Below are 16,640 nucleotides of genomic sequence, written 5' to 3'. Positions count from 1 at the left end.
TCATAGACAAAAGAGCCGAATCACTAGCAAAAAAACTCAAACTAGCAAAAAAACACTGGCCACCACCGACGGAAGAAGGCGATGACCAGCACACAACCATCGAAAAAATCGACGGTCGCACCAAAAACAAATTTGGCACTGACATTCATCGGCACACTGTTGAGTTCTCAAAGAACACGCACACACCCTCACCACACCGATCGACACGATCGGTTTCGTACGGGGGTGACTTGTTCGTACCGGATTCCTCGCGGATCCCGGGGCGACCACAAACCTTACCAGAAGATTCGATGGCCGGTAATCATTCAGGCGCCTGCGTCCAACCTCGTTGTCCCAGTCCCTCAGGTCCGGGTCGGTGTCCGTGTCGCTCTGACCTGGATTAAGGTACGCCAGCCCTCATGGAAACACCAAATCGCCTGGTCAACGCGGGTTTCTGCGTGCACATCGCGGGTTCGGGCTCCTGATCCACAGGTGGGCCGCCCGGCCGGTGAGGTGGATGCCCGCGTCGGCTCACGGATCCCCTCACTTCTCGAGTAACGTTCCCCGTGAACTGATCAAGGAAAGGGTGTCGTGACGTCGACGGGGAGCATGGTGGGGTTGTTCGCCGGCATCGGCGGCCTCGAACTCGGGCTCGCAAGCCACGGGTGGAACAGCGAGTTGCTCTGCGAGATCGACCCCGGTGCCCAAGCTGTTCTCCGCGCCCGCTTCGCAGATACTCCCCTTCACACAGATGTGACTCGACTCCGGTCGCTGCCGCAGCGCACCGAACTCGTCGCGGCAGGATTCCCGTGCCAGGACCTGTCCCAGGCCGGACGAACCGCCGGCATCACCGGATCGCGCTCCAGCCTCGTCGACGAAGTGTTCCGGCTCGTGAAGCGGAAGAACGGCCCACGCTGGCTGATCATCGAGAATGTTCCGTTCATGCTGCAGCTCGGTCGCGGTGCCGCCATGCGACACATCACCGCTGCGCTGGACGATCTCGGCTACGCGTGGGCGTACCGCGTGGTGGACGCGAGGTCCTTCGGTCTTCCACAACGGCGCCAACGAGTAGTGATGGTGGCGTCCCGTACCGAAGACCCGCGGATGGTGCTCTTCGGACAGGACGCCGGCATGCCCACCGAAGGAGACCCGGAGGCGCACCCGTGCGGGTTCTACTGGACCGAGGGCGTCCGCGGCCTGGGGTGGGCGGTCAACGCAGTGCCCACCCTCAAGGGCGGTTCGACCCTGGGTATCGCCAGTCCCCCGGCGGTGCGGTTGCCGTCCGGCGAGATCGTCACGCCCGGACTGACCGACGTCGAACGCCTCCAGGGTTTCGACCCCGACTGGACCGCTCCCGCAACGCTGGCTTCCGGAGTTCGCCCGGGGCATCGGTGGCGGCTCGTCGGTAACGCGGTAAGCGTGCGGATGGCGGCATGGGTCGGACATCGGCTGTCGGATCAGATCGAGTACTCCCCCGATCACCAGTCCCCGCTCGCGCCCGGCGACGCATGGCCGACCGCTGCGTGGGGTGCGCACCGGAAGGCGTTCCGCGTTCACGAATCGCAGTGGCCGGTCCACGATCCGTACGAGGATCTGGGCGACTTCCTCGAAGGTGCCCGGCTCCTCTCGGCCCGCGCGACCGCGGGGTTCCTGCGCCGTGCGCGTTCGGGGAATCTGCGTTTCGTTCCCGGATTCCTCGACGACGTGGAGAGCCACCTCGACCGAATGGGTGGGTTCCCGCAGGTCGCGGCGTAGGTCACCCCCATGGCTTCGTCCGATCGGCCCCCGACAGATCCGCAGACGAGCGCGCGGATGAGCCGGCAACGTCGCCGCGACACCGTGCCGGAAGTAGCTCTGCGCAGGGAACTGCATCGCCGCGGCGCACGATTCTTCGTCGATCGGGCGCCGCTGCCCGGAGTACGGCGTCGCGCGGATCTGGTCTTCCCCCGGCGACGTGTCGCGGTCTACGTCGACGGGTGCTTCTGGCATCGCTGCCCACTCCATGCGACGGATCCGAAGAACAACGCACAGTGGTGGGCGACCAAGCTGGCCGCCAACGTGCAGCGCGACCGCGACACGGACGCACGGCTGGTAGCTGCGGGGTGGACCGTCGTACGGGTGTGGGAACACGAGGATCCGGCCACCGCAGCCGACCGCGTCCAGCTGGCATTGAAGTCCGGCGACCGCGACGACGATGGCCGAACACCCGCGCCATGACAGTGGCGTGACCGACAATCGTCGTACGCGATCCCGAGGAGGAACCCGTGCCGACACTGCTGCAGATCGATTTCCCCGCCGAGGGACCCTGGGGTGACGAGATGACCGCCGCGTACGACGAGCTGGCCCGCACGATCGCGCAGGCACCCGGCCTGCGGTGGAAGCTGTGGACAGAATCTCGTCGCGACGGGATCGCCGGAGGCATCTACCTGTTCGACGACGAAGCCTCCGCCCGGGACTACCTGAAGGTTCACATCCCGCGACTCCAGTCGTTCGGTGTGACGGGCATCCGGGGATTGATCTTCGATGTCAACGAAGGTTTGTCGGTGATCACCCGCGGAAGTGCGGCGGGACTGCCGACCTGATCGCACGCGGCATGTCCGGTCCACGCAGTGCAGTGTCAGGACAGGCCGGGGTCAGGCCTTGGTCAGCTCCGCGTACCGGGCGATGTGGTGGTCTGCGGTGCCGAATTCGTATTCGATTGCCGTCAGACGCTTGAAGTAGTGACCCACGGCCAGTTCCTCCGTCATCCCCATACCGCCGTGCAACTGCACTGCGTTCTGACCGATGAACCGCGCGGCCCGGCCGACCGTCGCCTTCGCAGCAGAGACCGCCCGCGCCCGCCGCTCATCGTCCGACTCGAGGTTCAGCACCGCCAGATACACCGCCGAGACGGCCTGCTCGAGCTCCATGAACATGTCGACCATGCGGTGCTGCAGCACCTGAAAACTGCCGATCGGCCGACCGAACTGCTGTCGCTGCTTGGAATACGCGACCGTGTCTGCAAGCACCTTTCGCATCAGCCCGACCGACTCCGCCGCGATCGCTGTGGTTGCCTCGTCCGCCGCCTGCGCGATCGACGACCAGGCACGCCCCTCCCCTCCGAGCAGTGCGTCGGCCGGAAGCCGGACACCGGTGAGTACGAGGTCGGCGGCGCGCCGGTCGTCGATCGTCCGGTAGCCGTGCACCTCGATGCCGGCAGGCGGGTTGTCGTAGTCGAAGTCGACGAGGAACAGCGACACCCCGTCGGTGTCGGCGCGTTCGCCGGCGGTGCGTGCCGTGACGAGGAGGTGGGTGGCGATCGGAGCGCTGGTGACCACGATTTTCGTGCCGGCGAGCACCCATTCGTCGCCGTCGCGGCGCGCGGTGGTGGTGATGTCGTGCAGGACGTAACCGGATGTCGCCTCGGTCGCCGCGAACGCCGTGACCGCCTCACCCGCGACGATGGCCTCGAGCAGCGTGGTCGCCCGGGTGCCACCGGCACGGCCGAGAAGTCCGCCGCCGAGGACCACGGTATCGACATACGGTTCGATGACGAGCGCATGGCCGAGTGCTTCTGCGACGACCATGAGCTCGACCGGCCCGCCACCCATGCCGCCGACGTCTTCGGGCAGAGTCGCGCCGAGAATGCCGAGTTCCCGGCCGAACGCCCGCCATATCTCCGGATGTAAACCGGCGCCGGTGACCGCGACCTTCCTGCTGCGGCCGAGGTCGTATCGACTTGCGAGAAATTTGGTGACCGAATCACGAAGGAGCTCTTGCTCCTTGCTCAAACCGAAGTCCATCAGAGCCCCAATGCTGCTTTGGCGAGAATGTTTCGCTGAATCTCGTTGCTACCGGCATAGATCGAGCCGGCGCGGTCGTTGAAGTAGCGCAACGGCGCCACTGCCTGCCACTCTTCGCCGCTGACGTAACCGTCGGCCGGAGGCGAATAATCCGCAACCGGCCCACCGGGTTCGGCGGCATGCGGCTGGTAGACGCGGCCCCGCGGGCCGGCGACCTCGAGCGAGAGCTGAGTCAATGTCTGGCTCAGCTCTGTGCCCAGCACCTTGAGCATCGACGATGCCGGACCCGGGTCCTTGCCTGCCGCCAGTGCCGCCAGGGTGCGGTATTCGAGGATCTCGAGCACCTCGGTGCGAATGCGCGCCTCGGCGAGCTTGGCCGCGAAGGCGGGATCGTCGACGAACGGCCGTCCGCCCGGGCCGGGCTGCTCGGCGGCCGCGCGCGCGATGTTCTCGGCCATCACCTGCAGTGCCGGGGCTGCCGCAGCCCCACCGCGTTCGAACACCAACAGGTACTTCGCGACGGTCCAGCCGTCGTCGATCCTGCCGAGCACGTTGGCCTTGGGAACCCGCACTCCGTCGAAGAAGACCTGGTTCTGAACTTCTTCACCGGACGTCATCACGAGGGGTCGGATCTCGATGCCCGGTGCATCCATGTCGATGAGAAGAAAGGTGATGCCTTGCTGCTTCCGGCCGGTCTTCGACGTGCGGACCAGAGCGAACATCCAGTTCGCTTCTGTCGCGTGAGTGGTCCAGATCTTGCTGCCGGTCACGACGAGGTCGTCACCGTCGTCGACGGCGGCCGTGCTCAGTGATGCGAGGTCCGATCCGGCCTCGGGCTCGGAGTATCCCTGACAGAAGAACACCTCACCGCTGAGGATTCCGGGGAGGAAGAAGTCCTTCTGCTCCTGGGTTCCGTAGGCGATGATCGCGTGCGCGACCATCCTGATGCCCATCGGCGACAGCGAGGGCGCACCGGCGAGGATCGACTCCCGGCCGAAGATGTAGTGCTGGGTCTGCGTCCAGTCGCAGCCGCCGTACTCGACGGGCCATGCCGGCGCGGCCCAGCCACGTTCGTGCAGGATGCGCTGCCATTCCATGCTCGCGTCGTGATCCGAGTACACACTCGTCGCGAGCCTGCCGGCTCGGCGCAGTTCGGGCGTCAGTTTCTCGTCGAGAAACGAGCGGACCTCGTCCCGGAAGGCTGTTTCGGCCGCTGACCACGCAAGTTCCATGTTTTCTCCCCGCAGAGCCCACTTGCCATTGTGCGGCAAAATGCGCGAATCGGCGTTAACTTTTATTGCTGCAGCGGAATCTACTGGCGCGTGCGCCGTCTCGTCAACAGCGACATCGAGCGTGTTGGAGCTACCTATCTTCCGCGATGAGGCGGCAGCGGGCGGACGCTGGGACTCGCATCCAGTCCAGCGACACGGCGTTCACTCCCGCGCGGGTGGAAAGAGCATCCCCCGGGGCCGTGACCACTGTCACACACGCAAAAAGAACGCTATTCTCATATGGGATAGTGACCCTCTCAAGGAGAACAATGACTGTCGCAGGAGCCCCGGCCCCGCGCACGGAGGTACACGAATGAAGTTCTGGACCGGCACTGCCTTCATGAAGACTGCCGAGATGCCCGCCGTCGCCACGATGCTCGACCGGGCGGGCTTCCACGGGGTCCTCATCTCGGACCACCTCATCTATCCGAAGGACATGAAGACCGTCTATCCGGGGCACGAGAGCGGAAAGATGTTCTGGCACCCCGACACGGAATGGCCGGACGCGTGGGTACTGGTCGGCGCCATGGCCGCCGTCACCGAGAACCTCCACTTCGGCAACAACGTCTACATCGCGCCGTCCCGCCCGATCCTGGAAGTGGCGAAGCAGGTGGGAACCGCGGCCGAAATCTCCGGTGGCCGCGTGTCCATCGGCCTGTCCGCAGGCTGGATGCGGGAAGAGTTCGAACTGCTCGGGCAGAACTTCGACGACCGCGGCCCACGTCTCAACGAGATGATCCAGGCCCTTCGGGAACTGTGGAAGGGCGGGTGGGTGTCGTGGAGGGGTGAGTACTACGACATCCCCGAGATGACCATCGAACCGCATCCACCGTCACCCGTCCCCATCCTGTGCGGTGGGGAATCCGCGCCGGCTCTCAAACGCGCCGCCCGCTACTGCGACGGGTGGGTCGGCACCGCGTACACCATCGACGATGCCGAACAGTGGATCGACCGGCTCAACGGCTACCGGCGCGAGTACGGACGCGAGCACGAACCGTTCGAGATCATCGTCGGTCTACGCGACACGCCGTCCCTCGAGCTCTACAAGCGGGCCGAGAAGATCGGTATCACCGGGGTCATGGTCTCGCCGTGGGCGAATTGGGAACTCACCCACTCCGGCGATCACAGCCATCTCCGCGGGTCGGCGGACCGCTACCGGGCTCCCATCGAGAAGTTCGCGGAGGAGATCATCTCCAAGCAGTCCTGACAGGGCCCATGATCACGAAAATGCCCTTCACCGAAATCACGGTGAAGGGCATTTTCTGCGTGCGCCCGAAGGGATTCGAACCCCTAACCTCTTGATCCGTAGTCAAGTGCTCTATCCGTTGAGCTACGGGCGCATGGTCATTCAGTTTTCTATCGGCGTCGGTGACGCTACACCAACGTGGCGGAGGCGAGAGGATTTGAACCTCCGGTCCCCGGTAAGGGGGACAACTCATTAGCAGTGAGTCCCATTCGGCCGCTCTGGCACGCCTCCTTGCGGGGTTTCGATTCTCTCGAACCGCCGGATCGAAACATTACACAAGCAGGCCCCCGAAACGCAAAACGCCTGGTCAGCGCAGGTGACTGTCGAACCAATCGAAGATCCGGCGGCGAGCATCCACGATGGCGGCCTCCTGCGGATCGGTATCCGGATCCGCAGACGCGTGCTCGACCGGCGGCTCGTCCGGACGATGGGCCAGACCCTCGTAGCTCACGACCAGAGTCGGTGCATCCGATTCCCCGGCTGCATCACGAAGCGATTCGATGTCCGCCGGCGGGGTCTTGGGATCGTCGACCCCGTAGAGGCCGAGCCACGGCGCCCGCAGCGACCGCACCACGTCGACGAGCGGCGGCAGGCTCGAGCGCAGTGGCCGGGTGATCCCCGGCGACGACACACTCACCACTGCACCCACCGGCCGCCCGGCCGCGACGAAGAGCGCCGCGGCGCCCGCATCATCGAATCCGATGACGCCGACCGTGTCGGATGCGATACCGCCGGACGTGATCCATTCGAGAGTGGCATCGGCGTCGGCGTACAGGCTTTCACCGAACAGTTCGGACGTGTCGGTGTCGGAATCCCGATGATGCAGATCCGGCGCGACGACGATCCAGCGCTCCTCCGCCAACGCCTCCATGAACTGCAGCATCGCCGCAGAAAACGCGTGCGATTGATGCAGCAGCAAGATGCCGCCCCGGACGGAGCCGTCCGGCCGGACCACTGTGAGCGGAACCTTCCCCTCGCCCTCCAGCAGCGGCGCAGCATTCTTGCTGATCTCCGGCATGGTCTACACCATGACACGACCACCGTCCTCGCGCACGCGATCGTCGGGAGCATAATCGGCTCGTGACTCCCAGGACTCGTCCCGATCTCGCCTCGATTCCCGCCTACGTCCCCGGACGCAGTTTTCCGGGCGCGGTGAAACTCGCCAGCAATGAGACGACCGCCGGTCCGCTCCCCAGCGTGCGAGACGCGATCCTCGACGCGGCGAGCACCGTCAATCGGTATCCCGACAACGGTGCGGCCGAGCTGATCGCGGCATTGTCGGCCCGGCTCGGTGTGCCGGCCGAGCACATCGCCGTGGGATGCGGATCGGTGAGCCTGTGCCAGGAACTCGTGCAGATCGCCTGCGACGCGGGCGACGAGGTCGTCTACTCCTGGCGCTCGTTCGAGGCGTATCCCGTGGTCACTGCCGTTGCCGGCGCTACCGCCGTGCCCGTACCGAACACCCCGGAGCACGGCCACGATCTGAAGGCGATGCTCGCCGCCGTCACGCAGCGCACACGTCTGATCTTCGTGTGCAATCCCAACAACCCGACCGGCTCACTTCTGGGGAAGTCCGAACTCGAAGAGTTCCTCGATGCCGTTCCGGCCGACGTCATCGTCGCCCTCGACGAGGCGTACTTCGAATATGTCCGTATCGCACCCGGTGAAACCCTCGCGGACGGCCTCGACCTCGCCCGCGGCCGCAGCAACGTCGTGGTGCTCCGCACGTTCTCCAAGGCATACGGTCTCGCCGGACTCCGTGTCGGCTACGCCGTCGCCGATCCCGACCTGATCGTCGCCCTCGGAAAGGTGCACACCCCCTTCGCGGTGAATTCCGTGGCGCAGAAGGCCGCGATCGCGTCGCTTGCCGCAGCAGGCGAGCTGCTGGCCCGGACCGACGGGGTCGTCGCCGAGCGCTCACGCGTGCAGAACACGCTGCTCGACGCGGGCTACGTGGTCCCGCCCAGCGGCGCCAACTTCCTGTGGCTGCCGCTCGGCGGCCGATCCGCCCCGTTCTCGGAGGCAGCCGCGGAGGCGGGCGTGGTGCTGCGCAATTTCACCGGCGAGGGATGCCGCGTCACGATCGGAGATCCGCACGAGAACGACCTCTTCCTCTCCTTCGCGACATCGCGGGGACGAGAAATCGCAGGTCTCATCTGACCCGAGACCCAACCGTTACCTTCAGGTATCGATCGCGTGACCCTCCCCTGACAGACTCGGACGGTCGAAACAGCCGAATTCGGACACGGAGGCACTGGATGGGTCGAGGCATGGCACGTCGTGCCCTGTCCGCCGTTGTCGCCGTCGCAGCACTGTGCACGACAACCGGTCTCGGTCCGGCAACCGCGCTTCCGCCGCCGACCGTCCCCCTGCGACTCATCGCATTCGGCGATCTCCACGGCAATCTGCTTCCCCCGGAAGGTCCGCGCAGCGAAGTCGTCCGCTCCGACGGTGAATCGGTGCCGGCCGGTGGCGCCGCCTATCTCGCCGCGTACGTCCGCCAACTGCGTGGCCAGGCCGAGCATTCGGTGCTCTATTCCGTGGGCGACACCTGGGGTTCGTCGCCGCTCGAATCAGCAATGTTCCACGACGAACCGACGATCGAACTCCTCAACGACCTCGATCTGACAGCCGCGGCGCTGGGGAACCACGAGTTCGACAACGGATACACCGAGGTACGACGGTTACGCGACGGCGGATGCCACCCCGAGCAGGGCTGTCGCTACTCGGATTCGTTCCGCGGGGCGGACTTTCCCTTCCTCGGCGCCAACGTCACCAACGTCGACGGCACGCCCGCGGCACTTCCGTTCAGCATCAATTACATCGACGGCATCCCCGTCGGCGTGATCGGTGTCCTGCCCCGCAACACCCCGGAGTACATTCGCGCCGACGCGATCGAAGGGCTGCAGTTCGGGGACGAGATCGAAGCGGTGGACCGCACCGCGGACATCCTGGATGCACTCGGTGTCCGCGCGCTCGTGCTGCTCTACAAGGGTGACCTGCGCGCCGGCGAGGGCGCCGACAAGTGCAGCACCGACGGCAACGCAACGCACGTCGCGACGAACGTCTCGCCGAAGGTCGACGTCATCGTCACCTCCGACGGCGAAAGCCACTTCAACTGCAGCTATCCGGATGCCCTCGGCAACCCGCGCACCGTGCTGCAAGGAGCGTCGCACGGCCGCATCATCTCGGTCGCCGACCTCTCGATCGACCGGAAGAGCCGCGACGTACTCCGCGACCACACCGTCGCGTTCAACCAGGTGATCACCCACGACATCGAACCCGACCCGCAGACACGGCAGTTCGTCGACCGAGCGGTCGGTGAATCGTCCGACGTCGCGGGGCGCCCCGTCGGCCGGATCACCGACCATCTGGTCCGCGAGCCGTCGCACAGCGGAGAATCCCCCCTCGGCAATCTCGTTGCCGACGCCCAGCTCGCGGCGGCGGAACCGTTCGGGGCGCAGATCGCGTTGACGAACCCCGGGGGCATCAGAGCCGACCTCACCTACACCGGCGACGGCACTGTCACCTTCGGGCAGACCTACGCCGTGCAACCGTTCGGCAACCGCGTGCAGGTGCTGGAGCTGACCGGTGCACAAATCGACGCGGTGCTCGAGCAGCAATTTCAGGAGGAGGTCTCGGGCCGGCCTCTCGAACGCATTCTCGCCCCGTCCCACACCCTGCGGTACACACTCGACCGTCTCGCGCCGCGCGGCGAACGCATCCGCGACATCTCGATCGCCGGCACGCCATTGATCCCCGAGACGACGTATTCGGTGGCGGTCAACGGGTTCCTCGCGGACGGAGGGGACGGGTTCTCCGTCTTCTCCGAGGCGCAGCGCCGGACCGGGGCCGGCCACGAGCTGGATGCCTTGAACGCCTATCTGAGCGACCGGGCGCCGGTGAAACCGCCGGCCACCGACCGCATCGACCTGCACTGATCGGACTGCACCGACAGGTCAGCCGAGTCCGAGCGCTTCACGAAGTGTCGGCCACGCCACCTTGATGTCGTCCTGCCAGTACCCCCACGAATGCGTGCCCCACGGCCGGTAGACCACGCGCGCCGGTATGTCCAGCTCCCGTAGCCGCCGATCGAAGGTGAGCGTGCAGACGAACGTTCCCACCTCGAGAGGCGCACCGACGGACAGCGCATCCGTGTCGGCGCCGAAATCGTAGGGGCCGAGCAGCCCGTTGCCGGTGCTGATGAAGATGTCCTTCCCCCGCAAGCGCTCGGCCAGCAGGTAGGGATCGTGTTCCTCCCACGCCGGGTCGCCGGGTGGTCCCCACATATTGTCGGGATTACCACCCTTGTACGCGACGGTGCCCCGCACGGAATCGCGCGTCGAATCCTGCGACGTGTCGAGACATCCGCTCAGCGCCGCGACCCCTTCGTAGAGGTCGGGATGCCGGGTGATCAGCGTCATCGCGCCGGTGGCGCCCATCGACAGTCCGGCGATGGCGTTGGTGCCGTTCCCGTTGAACCGGGCATCGATGACGGGCGGCAATTCCTGGGTCAGGAACGTCTCCCACCGGTTCACGCCGAGCACCGGGTCCGGATTCTTCCAATCCGCGTAGTAGCTGGCCGTGCCGCCGACCGGCAGCACCACGTTGACGTTCTTGTCGGCGAAGAAGTCGGCGACGTCGGTGCGCTGAGTCCAGGTGCTCTCGCGAAAGTCCGATTCCTCGCCGGCGCTGACGCCGTCGAGCAGGTACAGCGTGGGCCTCGGTCCGTCCCATGCGGGGTGCAGCACCTGCACCTGCACGACGCGGTCCATCGCGGGCGAATACACATGCAGCGCGGTGCGCTGATCGTCGATGTGATCGACACGCTCGACCGCCGCTGTCTTCGGCGCGGGTTGTGCCTGCGTGACCGCCGGGCCGAACAGCGGTAACAGGCAAACCACCGCGAATGTGGCGATGGTTTTCTTACGCATCGATCTCCTCGTCCCCCGACGACATGAAGCTTCAAATCCCACCCGGTTTGCGCCCACAGGTCAAGTGCACTGGTAACGGCACCAGTCGCAGCGTCCCGGATCGTGACGGGTACGTGTCGCGGCGACCACGTTTGGACATGTGGCGTCCGGGTAATCGTCGAGTTCTCTGCCCGCCCGGCACGGAAGGTCTGTTGATGTTCGCTCGAGACGTCGCACCAGGTGTCCACCGGATAGCGCACGCCGACGTCAACGTCTATCTGGTCGAGGACGACGACGGCGTCACCGTTGTCGACAGTGGCTTCCCCGCGACATTCGCCCACGTCGAGCGGGGTCTGCAGAATATCGGGCGTCGCACCGACGACGTCCGGGCCGTCGTACTCACCCACGCGCACTTCGACCATGTCGGTTCTGCGCGCCGCATGCGCAGGCGCTGGCAGGTGCCGATCCGGGCGCACCGCGACGAGCGGTTTCTCGCCGCCCATCCCTACCGGTACAAGCACGAACGCAACCGGTTGATCTATCCCGTCCGCTATCCCGCCTGCATCCCGGTGATGGCACGGATGGTTGTGGCCGGAGCTCTCGGCGTGCGGGGCGTCGACGAAGTCACCCTGTTCGACGGAGGGGAGTGCCTCGACGTTCCCGGCGATCCCCTCGTGTTGCACACCCCCGGGCACACCTTCGGGCACTGCGCGCTCTACCTGCCCGACCGCGACACGGTCATCGCCGGGGACGCGATCGTCACCCTCGACCCCTACACCGCCGCGCGCGGACCGCAGATCGTGTCGGGAGCGGCGACCGCCGACAGTGCCGCCGCGCTCGCATCGCTCTCGGCGATCGCCGACACGGGTGCGACGCATCTGCTTCCGGGTCACGGAGAGCCGTGGCACGGCGGGGCTGCCGCGGCCGTCGAGTTGGCGCTCCGCGCCGGGCCTTCCTGACGCACGTGTTTTCTCCGCCCACGCGGGGTACCGAAGAACAAAGACCAGATCGGAGGCGTCATGTCCGTCGTCGACAGGGCCGGCCACATCGTGAACGACCTCGTGGGCTCGGTACTGCCCGCGGGTGCCCGAAGACACCGGCCCCAGACCATGACGATCGCTCGTCCCCGCAGCGAGGTGGAGCGGTTCTGGCGTGATCCGGAGTCGTTGTCGCGCGTGCTGGGGGAATTCGGCGAAGTCCGTCCGAACCACCCCGGCGGAGTGGAGTGGGTGCTCGACCCCGACTCGGAGGACCCCGTCGTGTGGCGCAGCGATCTCGTCGTCGAATCCGCCTCCATCCGCTTCTTCGGGCCCGGGGACGACGGATCTGCCCCGGTCACGATTTCGTTCGCGGACGCCCCCGGCGACCTCGGCACCGAGGTCAAGATCGAATTCACCGGACCTGTACCCGAGATCATGTCTCGGGCAATGGCTTTCAAGGCTCTTTACCGGGCACGCGCGTTGATGCAGACCGGCGAGATCCCCACCATCCGTCACAACCCGAGCGCCCGCGAGAGCGCCCGATAGGAGTTCGCGATGCGCGCACTGTGCTGGAACGGTGTCAACGACTTGTCGGTCGAAACTGTCGACGACCCACGGATACTCAACCCGCACGACGTCATCGTGCGGGTCGGACTGACCACGACGTGCGGCTCCGACCTGCACTTCATCGACGGTTACCTGCCGGGCATGCGGGAAGGCGACGTCTTCGGACACGAGTTCATGGGTGAAATCGTCGACACGGGTCCGGAAGTGTCGAAGGTCCGGAAGGGCGAACGCGTCGTCGTCCCCTCCTTCATCGGCTGCCCCTCCTGCTGGTACTGCGAGCACGACCTGCATTCCGTGTGCGACACCACCAACCCCAATGCCGAACTCCAGCAAGAGGTTTTCGGATATCCAACCGGTGGCATCTACGGCTACACCCACCCCTTCGGCGGCTACCAGGGCTCACACGCCGAGTACATTCGCGTCCCGTTCGGCGACGTCAACTGCTTCCCCATCCCCGACGGTGTCGGCGACGAGCACGCCCTGTTCCTGTCCGACGCCGTGCCCACCGGTTTCATGGGTGCCGACTTCTGTGACATCTCCCCCGGCGACACCGTCGCCGTATGGGGCAGCGGCGGTGTGGGACTGATGGCCGCCCACAGCGCCCGGATCCTCGGTGCCCACCGCGTCGTCGTCATCGACCGATTCCCCGAACGCCTCGCACTCGCCCGCGACCGGATCGGCGCCGAAACCCTCGACTACACCGACGTCGACAGCGTCACCGAGGCCCTTCGCGAACTCACCGGCGGCCGCGGCCCCGACGCGTGCATCGACGCCGTCGGCATGGAAGGCCACGGCACAGGGCTGCAGAACCTCTACGACAGAGCGAAGCAGGTCCTGCGGCTCGAGACGGACCGCGCCACCGCCCTGCGGCAGGCGATCATCGCGTGCCGCAAGGGCGGCACGGTGTCGGTCCTCGGCATCTACGGTCTCACCGACAAGTTCCCGATGGGCGCTTTGACGAACAAAAGCCTCACCCTCCGGACGGCGCAGCAGCACGGTCAGCGATACATTCCGCGCCTGTTCGACTACGTCCGGGAAGGCAAACTCGACCCGACGTACCTCATCACCCACGACATGTCGCTCGAAGAATCGGTGCGCGGCTACGACCTGTTCAAGAACAAGAAGGAAGGGTGTGTCCGCGCGGTCTTCCGTCCCTGACCCGGCGTCCCGAGAGGTTTCTGTACCTCGACGAGCGGGAACGCCACAACAGTGACCGTTTCACCGCCGCACACGAGGGAGCCGACATGACCGTACTCGTCGCCACAGAGAACACCGACGGACCGACCCGGAAGATCGCCGAGGTGATCGCCGAGGCGCTGACCGGGCGGGACATCGAGGTCACTGTCGGTGACCTGTCGGACCTCGAACGCGCAGAGGAGTTCGAGGCGATCGTGTTCGGCGGCGAGGTCGAGGACGCACAGTGGTCGCCGGACACTCGAGAGGCGCTGCTGGCTCAGGGCAGGAAGTTGAGCCAGCATCTGGTGTGGTTGTTCTCCGCCGGGGACGACGAGTCCTCGGACGACGACGAGACGGCCGAGCTGATCGGGAAGCTCGTCCCGCGTGACTACAAGAAATTCCGGGCGGGCGCCGAACCCGACGAAGTGCGGTCGTGGGTGTCGTTCATCGCCGACGAGATCGAAGGTCACAGCTGAGCACGACCGAACTTCACGTCATAAACCTGAGGCTCGCACCGGCCGTAGCAGCTACGGGCGTTGCGAGCCTCAGGTTGGGGTTGCGTGCCTACCCCGGGTGCGGAAGCTTCTGGCTCGGTGTGGTTCTCGATTACCTCGGCGTCACCCCCTGAAAGTGCTCGTGTGGGCCCTCTCGGCGCTCCGCGAGTTATACTTTTCCTACTAGTTAGACTTTTAGGAGAAGTTCATGGAAGACGCACCGCGGACTCCGCGAGGAAAGTACGCCGCAACACTCACGATCGGACCGAAGGGCCAGATCGTCATCCCCAAGGGGGCACGTGACCTCTTCGGCTACAAGCCAGGCGACCAGGTCCTATTGCTCGCCGACGTCGAACGCGGCATCGTGATCATGCCCGCCAGCGCACTCGCCGACCTCATGGGAGGGGTCCCGTTGCCTTCCGACCCGCCAGAGGAGGATTGATGTCCGCCATCATCTGTCGCGGGGTCCGCAGGAATTTCGGGGACGTGCACGCCGTCGACGGAGTCGACCTCACGATCGACGAACATCAGATCTTCGGCCTACTCGGACCGAACGGCTCCGGGAAGACCACCCTGCTCAACCAGTTGCAGGGGATCGATCGGCCGACCGCCGGTGAGGTCAGCGTCCTCGGACTGGACCCCATCCGGGACTGGAGTCTGCTCGCGCCGCGCATGGGAACCCAACTGCAGGAGGCGACGCTCATTCCGCGGCTCACCGTGCGGGAGGCGCTGAGCACCTTCGCGTCCTTTTACCCGCACGCGCGGGACGTGGACGAGGTTCTCGGCGAACTGGGGTTGACGGACAAGGCGACCTCCCGCGTCGAGAAGCTCTCCGGAGGCCAGCGGCAGCGGGTGTTCATCGCCCTCGCCCTGCTCCACGATCCAGAGCTGCTCTTCTTCGACGAACTGACCTCGGCCGTGGACCCTCGCGCCCGCCACGCGATCTGGGACATCCTGCGGAACCTCGCACGCCAGGGGCGCACCATCGTGTTGACCACCCACTCGATGGAGGAGGCCCAGGCGCTCTGCGACCGGATCGCGATCATCGACGCAGGACGGATCATCGCGGAGGGGGCACCTTCCGACCTCATCGCTGAGCACGCCGGCGGCTCCCGGCTCCTGCTTCGTGCCGACGGCGTGGTGGACGAGGACGCTCTCCTCGATGTCGACGGGGTCAGCTCCGTCGGCCACGACGGCGACCACCTCGTCGTCACCGGAACGGGTCAGTTCGCCGCCCGGGTGATGGCCGATCTCTCCGCCCAAGGGGCGGTGGTCACAGACATGTCGATGCAGGAGGCGACCTTCGAGGACGTCTTTCTAGCACTGACCGGGCGAACGATGCGAGAGGGCGAGTGACATGCGTGGCTACGGCAATTTGACGACGGCGTTCTTCAAGTCCCAGCTCAGGGAACCGGTCGGGTTCTTCTTCCTCCTTGTCTTCTCTCCCGTGTTGTTGCTCATCCTCGGTCTCATCTTCGGCAACGAGCCCGCACCGGAATTCGGGATGCGCGGCTTCGTCGACAACATGCTCCCCGGGATCGCGGTGATCTCGATTCTGATCGTCGGTGTCGTCTCCGTCCCCCAGAACCAGCTCATCCTCCGTGCTAGCGGAGCCCTGATGCGGCTACGCGTGACGCCGCTACGACCGCGCACCTATGTCGCCGCCGATCTCACCGTCCACTTCGTCCTCGGCATCGTCGGTTCGCTGCTCACCCTGGTGGTCGGTGTCGCGGTGTTCGGTGTCGACCCACCCGATCACCTGGTGATGGTGATACTGGCGCTGGTGCTCGGCCTGGTCGCGATGCTGGCGATCGGCTACACGCTCGCCGCGATCTACCCGAGCGTGGCCGCCGCGACGGGCGTCGGCAACGTACTCATGATCGTTCTCATGTTGAGTTCTGGCGCGTTCTTCCCCGCTGACGGGCTCAATGACGGGGTCCGCACCGTGATGACCTTTTCGCCTGTGCACCACCTAGCGGAACTCGTGAGGGCCTCGTGGACTGGGGGACCGTGGCCGTGGGTATCCGTAGCGGTGCTGCTCGGTGTGGCCGTGGTGTTCGGCATTCTCAGCACCGTGCTCTTCCGCTGGGATAAGGGACGGTAGTTCGTCAGCTGTGGGGGACGTCCAAGCCACACGAGGCCCGCACGGGGCCGATCCCATTGTTCGTTGTCGAAGAGCTGGCGAAGCAATGCGAGGACCGCGGCCGTGACGATCTGGTGTTCCCAGCAAGT

At 65.7% G+C, this 16,640-nt stretch carries 17 protein-coding genes and 2 tRNA genes; 13 read left to right on the top strand and 6 right to left on the bottom strand.

Going from position 1 to position 16,640, the window contains the following annotated elements:
* Positions 1-588: 588 nt before the first annotated feature.
* Genes Q8814_RS03510 through Q8814_RS03500 form a run of 3 tightly spaced genes read left to right on the top strand, consistent with a single transcriptional unit; the run spans position 589 to position 2,561 of the window.
* A complete protein-coding gene (locus Q8814_RS03510; RefSeq protein WP_330150622.1) occupies positions 589-1,734 on the top strand; it encodes a DNA cytosine methyltransferase in 1,146 nt (381 codons plus the stop codon).
* A 9-nt stretch (positions 1,735-1,743) separates the two neighbouring features.
* The gene (locus Q8814_RS03505; protein ID WP_330150619.1) at positions 1,744-2,196 is read left to right on the top strand and encodes a very short patch repair endonuclease; all 453 of its coding nucleotides are present in this window, start codon (positions 1,744-1,746) and stop codon (positions 2,194-2,196) included.
* Positions 2,197-2,243: 47 nt separating this feature from the next.
* Positions 2,244-2,561: a monooxygenase gene (locus Q8814_RS03500; RefSeq protein ID WP_330150618.1), complete on the top strand. Its 318-nt coding sequence runs from the start codon at positions 2,244-2,246 to the stop codon at positions 2,559-2,561.
* A 51-nt stretch (positions 2,562-2,612) separates the two neighbouring features.
* On the opposite strand, the gene Q8814_RS03495 is transcribed toward Q8814_RS03500, so the two are convergent.
* Positions 2,613-3,761 carry an acyl-CoA dehydrogenase family protein gene (locus Q8814_RS03495; RefSeq protein ID WP_330150617.1) on the bottom strand — a complete coding sequence of 383 codons (1,149 nt, stop codon included), beginning with the start codon at positions 3,759-3,761 and terminating at the stop codon, positions 2,613-2,615.
* Positions 3,761-4,993, bottom strand: coding sequence for an acyl-CoA dehydrogenase family protein (locus Q8814_RS03490; protein ID WP_330150616.1), 1,233 nt, complete (start codon positions 4,991-4,993; stop codon positions 3,761-3,763). Before Q8814_RS03490 ends, Q8814_RS03495 begins: the two co-directional genes overlap by 1 nt.
* A 352-nt stretch (positions 4,994-5,345) precedes the next feature.
* Between Q8814_RS03490 and Q8814_RS03485 the strand changes: the two genes are divergently transcribed.
* Positions 5,346-6,239 carry a TIGR03619 family F420-dependent LLM class oxidoreductase gene (locus Q8814_RS03485; protein WP_330150615.1) on the top strand — a complete coding sequence of 298 codons (894 nt, stop codon included), beginning with the start codon at positions 5,346-5,348 and terminating at the stop codon, positions 6,237-6,239.
* 60 nt (positions 6,240-6,299) lie between these two features.
* On the opposite strand, the gene Q8814_RS03480 is transcribed toward Q8814_RS03485, so the two are convergent.
* From Q8814_RS03480 to Q8814_RS03470, 3 genes are all read right to left on the bottom strand, one after another.
* Positions 6,300-6,372: transfer RNA gene (locus Q8814_RS03480), tRNA-Arg, on the bottom strand.
* A gap of 45 nt (positions 6,373-6,417) precedes the next feature.
* A tRNA-Ser gene (locus tag Q8814_RS03475) sits at positions 6,418-6,509 on the bottom strand.
* Positions 6,510-6,585: 76 nt separating this feature from the next.
* Positions 6,586-7,296 carry a dienelactone hydrolase family protein gene (locus Q8814_RS03470; protein WP_330150614.1) on the bottom strand — a complete coding sequence of 237 codons (711 nt, stop codon included), beginning with the start codon at positions 7,294-7,296 and terminating at the stop codon, positions 6,586-6,588.
* Positions 7,297-7,358: 62 nt separating this feature from the next.
* On the opposite strand from Q8814_RS03470, the gene hisC reads away from it, so the two are divergent.
* Complete coding sequence (hisC, locus tag Q8814_RS03465) at positions 7,359-8,438, top strand: histidinol-phosphate transaminase (protein ID WP_330150613.1); 1,080 nt, start codon at positions 7,359-7,361, stop codon at positions 8,436-8,438.
* A gap of 98 nt (positions 8,439-8,536) precedes the next feature.
* The gene (locus tag Q8814_RS03460; protein WP_408015818.1) at positions 8,537-10,219 is read left to right on the top strand and encodes a bifunctional metallophosphatase/5'-nucleotidase; all 1,683 of its coding nucleotides are present in this window, start codon (positions 8,537-8,539) and stop codon (positions 10,217-10,219) included.
* Between the two features lie 18 nt (positions 10,220-10,237).
* On the opposite strand, the gene Q8814_RS03455 is transcribed toward Q8814_RS03460, so the two are convergent.
* A complete protein-coding gene (locus tag Q8814_RS03455) occupies positions 10,238-11,212 on the bottom strand; it encodes an alpha/beta hydrolase (RefSeq protein WP_330150611.1) in 975 nt (324 codons plus the stop codon).
* Positions 11,213-11,406: 194 nt separating this feature from the next.
* Between Q8814_RS03455 and Q8814_RS03450 the strand changes: the two genes are divergently transcribed.
* The 7 genes from Q8814_RS03450 to Q8814_RS03420 all read left to right on the top strand — a co-directional run bounded on the left by Q8814_RS03450 (position 11,407) and on the right by Q8814_RS03420 (position 16,512).
* On the top strand, positions 11,407-12,150 hold the full coding sequence (locus Q8814_RS03450; protein WP_330150610.1) for an MBL fold metallo-hydrolase: 744 nt from the start codon (positions 11,407-11,409) through the stop codon (positions 12,148-12,150).
* A gap of 60 nt (positions 12,151-12,210) precedes the next feature.
* The gene (locus tag Q8814_RS03445) at positions 12,211-12,717 is read left to right on the top strand and encodes a hypothetical protein (protein ID WP_330150609.1); all 507 of its coding nucleotides are present in this window, start codon (positions 12,211-12,213) and stop codon (positions 12,715-12,717) included.
* 9 nt (positions 12,718-12,726) lie between these two features.
* A complete protein-coding gene (locus Q8814_RS03440; protein WP_330150608.1) occupies positions 12,727-13,896 on the top strand; it encodes a zinc-dependent alcohol dehydrogenase in 1,170 nt (389 codons plus the stop codon).
* An 86-nt stretch (positions 13,897-13,982) separates the two neighbouring features.
* The gene (locus Q8814_RS03435) at positions 13,983-14,390 is read left to right on the top strand and encodes a flavodoxin domain-containing protein (RefSeq protein WP_330150607.1); all 408 of its coding nucleotides are present in this window, start codon (positions 13,983-13,985) and stop codon (positions 14,388-14,390) included.
* A 226-nt stretch (positions 14,391-14,616) separates the two neighbouring features.
* Entirely contained in the window at positions 14,617-14,850 is a 234-nt protein-coding gene (locus tag Q8814_RS03430; protein ID WP_330150606.1) for an AbrB/MazE/SpoVT family DNA-binding domain-containing protein, read from the top strand.
* On the top strand, positions 14,850-15,764 hold the full coding sequence (locus Q8814_RS03425) for an ABC transporter ATP-binding protein (protein ID WP_330150605.1): 915 nt from the start codon (positions 14,850-14,852) through the stop codon (positions 15,762-15,764). The genes Q8814_RS03430 and Q8814_RS03425 overlap by 1 nt, the downstream gene beginning before the upstream one ends.
* A gap of 1 nt (position 15,765) precedes the next feature.
* Entirely contained in the window at positions 15,766-16,512 is a 747-nt protein-coding gene (locus Q8814_RS03420) for an ABC transporter permease (protein ID WP_330150604.1), read from the top strand.
* Positions 16,513-16,640: the final 128 nt, after the last annotated feature.

Origin of the sequence: Rhodococcus chondri (assembly GCF_036327435.1) — a bacterium.
Classification (GTDB): domain Bacteria; phylum Actinomycetota; class Actinomycetes; order Mycobacteriales; family Mycobacteriaceae; genus Rhodococcus; species Rhodococcus chondri.
Note: the sequence above shows the minus strand (reverse complement) of the source record. Positions and strands in the feature narration are given on the sequence as shown.